We start from the raw sequence: 6031 nt of genomic DNA, 5'->3' as shown, positions 1-6031 counted from the left end.
TAATTTAAACATACTACCCAATCTAGAAATTCATCTATCATTCAAAGTGCATACTAATGCTTCACCTAGTAGGTGCAGCTAGTCTAATAAAGATAGTTTTTTTTAGAAAAGGGTAAACCATGTAACAAGGAGTGTGACATGTTATACAGTTTTCCAAATACAGCGGACAGTCCTGTCAAATTTCGGGACAAATATGATAACTTCATCGGTGGTGAATGGACGCCCCCTGTTAAGGGTGAGTATTTTGATAATCCTAGCCCAATAGATGGCAAGATTATCAGCAAAGTCGCTCGCTCTACCGCAGAAGATATCGAAAAAGCTCTTGATGCTGCCCATGCTGCAAAAGACGCATGGGGTAAAACCAGCGTTGCGCAACGCGCGCAACTTCTAAATAAAATGGCAGACGCCATTGAAGCTAATTTAGAAAATATTGCGATAGCTGAATGCTATGAAAATGGTAAGCCGGTGCGCGAAACGCTTGCCGCTGATATTCCTTTAGCAGTCGATCATCTCCGCTATTTTGCCAGTGCTATCCGTGCTCAAGAAGGTAGCTTGAGCCAACTTGATGATGACACAGTGGCCTATCATTTCCATGAGCCTCTGGGTGTTGTCGGGCAGATTATTCCTTGGAACTTCCCTATTCTAATGGCATTTTGGAAGATTGCTCCTGCATTAGCGGCAGGTAACTGCATCATCCTTAAGCCTGCTGAACAAACGCCAACTTCCATTTTATACTTACTAGAAGTGACAGGTATTATGGATATGCTGCCCAAAGGTGTGCTTAATATTGTTAATGGGTTTGGGGCTGAGGCGGGTAAACCATTGGCAACCAATCCTCGTGTAAATAAAGTCGCATTCACTGGTGAAACCACCACGGGCCGCTTAATCATGCAATATGCGAGTGAAAATATCATTCCTGTCACTCTTGAGCTTGGGGGTAAGAGTCCTAACATTTTCTTTGCAGATGTAATGGATGAGGATGATGACTTTTTGGACAAGGCGATAGAAGGTTTGGTGATGTTCGCGTTAAACCAAGGAGAGGTATGTACCTGCCCTTCTCGCGCGATCATCCATGAGAGCATCTATGATAGATTTATCGAGCGCTGTATTGAGCGGGTCAAAGCCATTAAGCTAGGCAATCCACTAGATACCGACACTATGGTAGGGGCTCAAGCCAGCTCAGATCAGTTAGAAAAGATATTATCTTATCTTGATATTGGCAAAAAAGAAGGCGCAGAAGTCTTAGTTGGCGGCGAAAAAATCAAACGTGAGGACGAGTTAGGTGGTGGCTATTATGTGCAGCCTACCATGTTTAAAGGCACTAATGACATGCGTATCTTCCAAGAAGAGATTTTTGGTCCGGTGTTATCAGTGACGACCTTTGAAAATGATGAGGAAGCGATGAGTATTGCAAATGACACCTTATATGGCTTGGGTGCTGGTGTATGGACTCGAAATATACATAAAGCGTATCGCTTCGGACGCGGCATTAAAGCCGGTCGAGTTTGGACCAACTGCTATCACCTCTACCCTGCCCATGCAGCGTTTGGGGGCTATAAGCAGTCAGGCATTGGCCGTGAAAGCCATTTAATGATGCTCAGTCATTATCAACAAACGAAGAACCTATTGGTGTCCTACAGCCCCAAAGCTATGGGCTTCTTTTAAGTATTTCAAAGGCATCTGGATATGCAAGTCACAGCCACGCCGGCAACTGAAGCGCTCATTGCCCTATTGACATCGAAACATGGCGACCTGATGTTTCATCTATCGGGTGGATGCTGTGATGGCAGCTCCCCGATGTGCTACCCCTTGGGTGAATTTAAAGTGGGCGGACAGGATGTACTCATTGGCAGCCTTGCTGGCTATCCGTTTTATATTGGTAAAGCGCAGCATTCTCTTTGGCAACACACAGATTTAACTATCGATGTGGTTGACGGACGGGGTTCAAGCTTTTCACTTGAGATACCAGAAGGCAAACGCTTTATCGTTCGCTCCGAGCTGTGTCAAATTTAATTTAGGGCTTGTTTTGGTAGGTCTTGTAATAAAGGATGCTTTTTATCCTTTTTAGTCAACTCAATAGGCATCCATCCAATTTCTCTGACTCCAGAGGGGGCAACCTTTGCGCCTAAACATTCGGCTATAAGCTGTGCACCTAAACATACGCCTATTACAGTTTTTACTGCTGCAATACTTTGCTTAATAAATTGCTTTTCAGCAACCAGCCAAGGGTATTGAGCCTCGTCATACACTCCCATTGGCCCGCCCATAATAATCAGCCATTCAAAGCTTTGTTAATCGGGCAACTTGTCATCTTCATATAAACGTGTGGTGGTCACACTATGACCATTATTCGTCGCCCACGTTTCAATATAGCCTAGCTTTTCAAAATCGACGTGGTATAGGGCATGTATTTTTGTAGAGACATAAGATATTTTATTTGAGGGGCTAATCGCTTTAATATATTATATTTGCAATATTTAATAACTTATACTAAAAAGACTGCCTATAAGAAATACTGCCCATAAGTGGATTACTGACAACAAAAAAACCACTTAGTCAGAAACTAAGTGGTTTATTATTTAAAGCGTATAAGAAATTAAAAAACTAATTACTGATTGCTTTCATAAACAGGTAATTGAGCACATATTTTTTCAACTTTAGCGCGAATGTCTGTTAATACCTTCTCATCGCCACGACTGTCTAATACATCACAAATCCAACCTGCCAATTCGCCAGACTGCGCTTCGTTAAATCCTCGAGTAGTAATAGCGGGTGTACCAATACGGATACCAGAAGTGACGAATGGGGATTTTGGATCATTTGGTACCGCATTTTTATTGACTGTAATACCCGCATCGCCCAACCATTTATCTGCCTCTTTACCCGTCATTTCTTGTTTAACTAGGCTGATAAGCATAAGGTGATTTTCAGTACCGCCAGAGATTATTTCATAACCACGATCTTGGATAACTTTAGCCATTGCCTTGGCGTTTTTAACCACTTGCTGCTGGTACGTTTTGAAATCATCTTGCAAGGCTTCTTTAAAACAAACTGCTTTTGCGGCAATGGCGTGCATCAATGGGCCACCTTGGTTGCCTGGGAATACCGCTGAGTTTAGTTTTTTAGCCAATTTCTCATCACGCGATAAAATCAGACCTGAACGTGGGCCACGAAGAGTTTTGTGAGTAGTCGTGGTAACAACGTCTGCAAATGGTACTGGACTTGGATAGACGCCTGCTGCCACTAGCCCTGCAACATGTGCCATATCAACAAAGAAATATGCATCTATACTATCTGCTATATCACGGAAGCGCTGCCAATCAACCACTTGTGAATATGCTGAAAAACCGGCAATAATCATTTTTGGTTTGTGCTCTTTTGCCAAACGCTCAACTTCTTCATAATCAATCAGACCTGTTTCTTCAACTAAACCATACTGTACAGCGTTATAGTTAATGCCTGAGAAGTTAACGTGTGCGCCGTGGGTTAAATGCCCGCCTGCATCTAAGCTCATGCCTAAGACTGTGTCACCAGCCTCTAACAACGCTAAGAAAACTGCTGAGTTAGCTTGGCTCCCAGCATGTGGTTGTACGTTAGCGTATGCTGCGCCAAATAGTTCTTTAGCACGATCTATCGCTAATTGCTCAACAATATCAACATACTCACAACCGCCATAATAACGTTTGCCAGGATAACCTTCAGCATATTTATTGGTTAAGTCAGACCCTTGTGCTTCCATTACCGCTTGTGAGCAATAGTTCTCCGAAGCAATAAGCTCGATATGGCTTTCTTGACGCTTGGTTTCTGATACCATGGCTTGGTATAGATCTGGATCATAGTCTTTAATGCTAATATCTTTAAACATAGTTCTATCCTATTAATAAGTCATATATAACGAACAAAAAATCAAGCGCTTAACCCGCCAATCGATGTATGACCTATTTAGGAAATAGTCAACAGGGGGCAACTTTGCACATTAGGCAATAAGTGTAACATGAAACCTTATCGACTTAACCTAAAAAATAGCCACTTACTCTACACTTTGCAGGCTATTACTAGTCTTTATATACATCGTAAGACAGCCATAAACCCAATGATTTATATTATAAATCGTCCTTAAAAAAACCTGTTAAAAAAGTCTCACTAATTATTAATTCTCGCTTATACCATGTATAAATAGTACTCCGGCGCCACCCTATATGGGTCAAATCTATAACTCGGCAATAAGGCAAACGGCTTTGTCTTTTAAATAGCACATAGCCAATAGGCGTGCACCCTAAATATTGAAGGCGTTTTGCCTCCCCTTTTAGGCTTATTAAAGGGAATATACTTCTAGCAGCTATCCAAGGCTGGTCACTATTACCATATAATAAAGACTCTCTTACCCATGCCATTACTGGTCTATTGAGTTGTCTGCCTTGATAACCTAATTGTTTTTTTTGTAATAAGGTGAGCATCCGGTAGCCCTCAAAAGCAGGCTCTACTCTAAGAGGTCGCCCCGCCTTAATTTCTAATAAAGCCGTTAACGATCCATCTGCAGTCAGCCATTTTAGTGGTTCATTTGGCAACGTCTTTTTTGATAGTGTCTTATCTAATACCGACATCATTTGTCCTATAGCCTGACTGTGAACTTATCCATTAAAGGGAGGCATATTTTCAATATTAAAAGGTAGTGCCTCATGAGCCTGCTGACGATACTGCTGCATATATTCGCGGTCTTGTTGACAAAAGTTTGCTATAGCAGGTTCAAAACGGGCATCATAAATCCGATGTAGCGAGTGCGTCTTATGCGGCACAAAGCCTCTAATTAGTTTATGCTCACCTTGAGTACCTGGGTCAAAATACTGTAGTCCTTGTTGGATAGCAAACTCGATGCCTTGATAATAGCAAAGCTCAAAATGTAAGCTATCATATTCCTCTAATGACCCCCAATAACGACCATATAAAGTGGAGTTAAAGGAGGTTGGATCATCATAAAAAAACAAGCTACTAGCCACAATTTGCTCATGCTCATCGATTGCTTGAGCCAACATAAGCTGATCAGACATGGTATTGGCAATCTGCTCAAAAAACTCTGGTGCTAAATAAGGGTGACGACCACGAACTGCATAGGTCATGGCATAACATTGGTAAAATACTGTCCAATCGTCTGCAGTAATGTCTTTACCTGTTTTAATTTGGCAACTTAGATTTTGTTTGGTTATCTTTTTGCGCTCAGCTCGAATGTTTTTACGCTTCTTGGCAGTAAGTGTGCTTAAAAAATCATCGAAATCGGTAAAGGGTTGTGGACTATTAGTAGCATCAAGATTGGTCAGGTTTTTATTCTGCCACAAAAACTGACAACCTTGACGCTCAAGCAATTGATGATCAAATATTGGATTTGGTAAGGTATTAAACGTTTGAACCTGCTGCTCATTAATAAATAAACCATGCCAACTTGATGCGCCAATTTGTTTTGAAATTTCATCAACCGCCTTAATGGCCACCTGCCATATCTCGCCAGTGAGCTCATAACCTTTAGCAAGCCAGAAACGCTCTCCCGTGACAGGCGTATAAGGCACACTTGTCACTAATCTTGGGTAATAATTCTCTCCATATCGAGCATAAGCATCCGCCCAAGCATGATCAAACACATATTCACCTTGATGATGATCTTTAATGAACAGGGGCATCACTGCTATTGGCGATTGATTATCTAGCTCGTTTTCAGACTGTGTTTTGTTAGAAGAATCTTTATCATAGATAATGACATATAGAGGTATCCAACCTGATTCACCACCGATGGCCCCACTATCTATTAACGCTTGCCAATATTCAAAAGACATAAATGGGGTGTCAGGGGATTGCCACTTGGCTTGATTCTGCCATTGAATATCTTGGGTTATGCTATAACTATATATCGCTGAAGGACTATTACTGGTTGCTGTATAGTTTGTCATCATATTTAAATCTAATCAGTGGCTATGTGTTTAGAGTATCAAATTATCAACATCCTGCTTATATTATTTTTACAACATACAATATATCTGCA

6 protein-coding genes are annotated in these 6031 nt (G+C 41.4%); 2 read left to right on the top strand and 4 right to left on the bottom strand.

The window, feature by feature from the left end; all coding sequences use genetic code 11:
• Window positions 1-138 precede the first annotated feature (138 nt).
• Window positions 139-1665 (top strand): aldehyde dehydrogenase family protein, encoded by a 1527-nt coding sequence (locus tag QZ265_RS00310; RefSeq protein WP_296402234.1) that lies wholly within the window; start codon window positions 139-141, stop codon window positions 1663-1665.
• A 21-nt stretch (window positions 1666-1686) separates the two neighbouring features.
• Entirely contained in the window at window positions 1687-2013 is a 327-nt protein-coding gene (locus QZ265_RS00305) for a DUF779 domain-containing protein (RefSeq protein WP_296402233.1), read from the top strand.
• Here the strand turns inward: QZ265_RS00305 and QZ265_RS00300 are convergent.
• The 4 genes from QZ265_RS00300 to QZ265_RS00285 all read right to left on the bottom strand — a co-directional run bounded on the left by QZ265_RS00300 (window position 2010) and on the right by QZ265_RS00285 (window position 5942).
• Window positions 2010-2267, bottom strand: coding sequence for a hypothetical protein (locus QZ265_RS00300; RefSeq protein WP_296402231.1), 258 nt, complete (start codon window positions 2265-2267; stop codon window positions 2010-2012). The two genes, QZ265_RS00305 and QZ265_RS00300, sit on opposite strands and share 4 nt — an antisense overlap.
• Window positions 2268-2608: 341 nt before the next feature.
• On the bottom strand, window positions 2609-3865 hold the full coding sequence (glyA, locus tag QZ265_RS00295; RefSeq protein ID WP_296402230.1) for a serine hydroxymethyltransferase: 1257 nt from the start codon (window positions 3863-3865) through the stop codon (window positions 2609-2611).
• 238 nt (window positions 3866-4103) lie between these two features.
• Window positions 4104-4604, bottom strand: a complete 501-nt coding sequence (locus QZ265_RS00290; protein WP_366513642.1) for a chorismate lyase — start codon at window positions 4602-4604, stop codon at window positions 4104-4106.
• Between the two features lie 27 nt (window positions 4605-4631).
• Window positions 4632-5942: a GNAT family N-acetyltransferase gene (locus tag QZ265_RS00285; protein WP_296402225.1), complete on the bottom strand. Its 1311-nt coding sequence runs from the start codon at window positions 5940-5942 to the stop codon at window positions 4632-4634.
• Window positions 5943-6031: the final 89 nt, after the last annotated feature.

This window comes from Psychrobacter sp. (assembly GCF_018260395.1).
In the GTDB taxonomy this organism is placed as follows: Bacteria; Pseudomonadota; Gammaproteobacteria; order Pseudomonadales; family Moraxellaceae; genus Psychrobacter.
The sequence above is the reverse complement of the archived record's forward strand: the minus strand, read 5'-3'. Positions and strand labels throughout refer to the sequence as shown.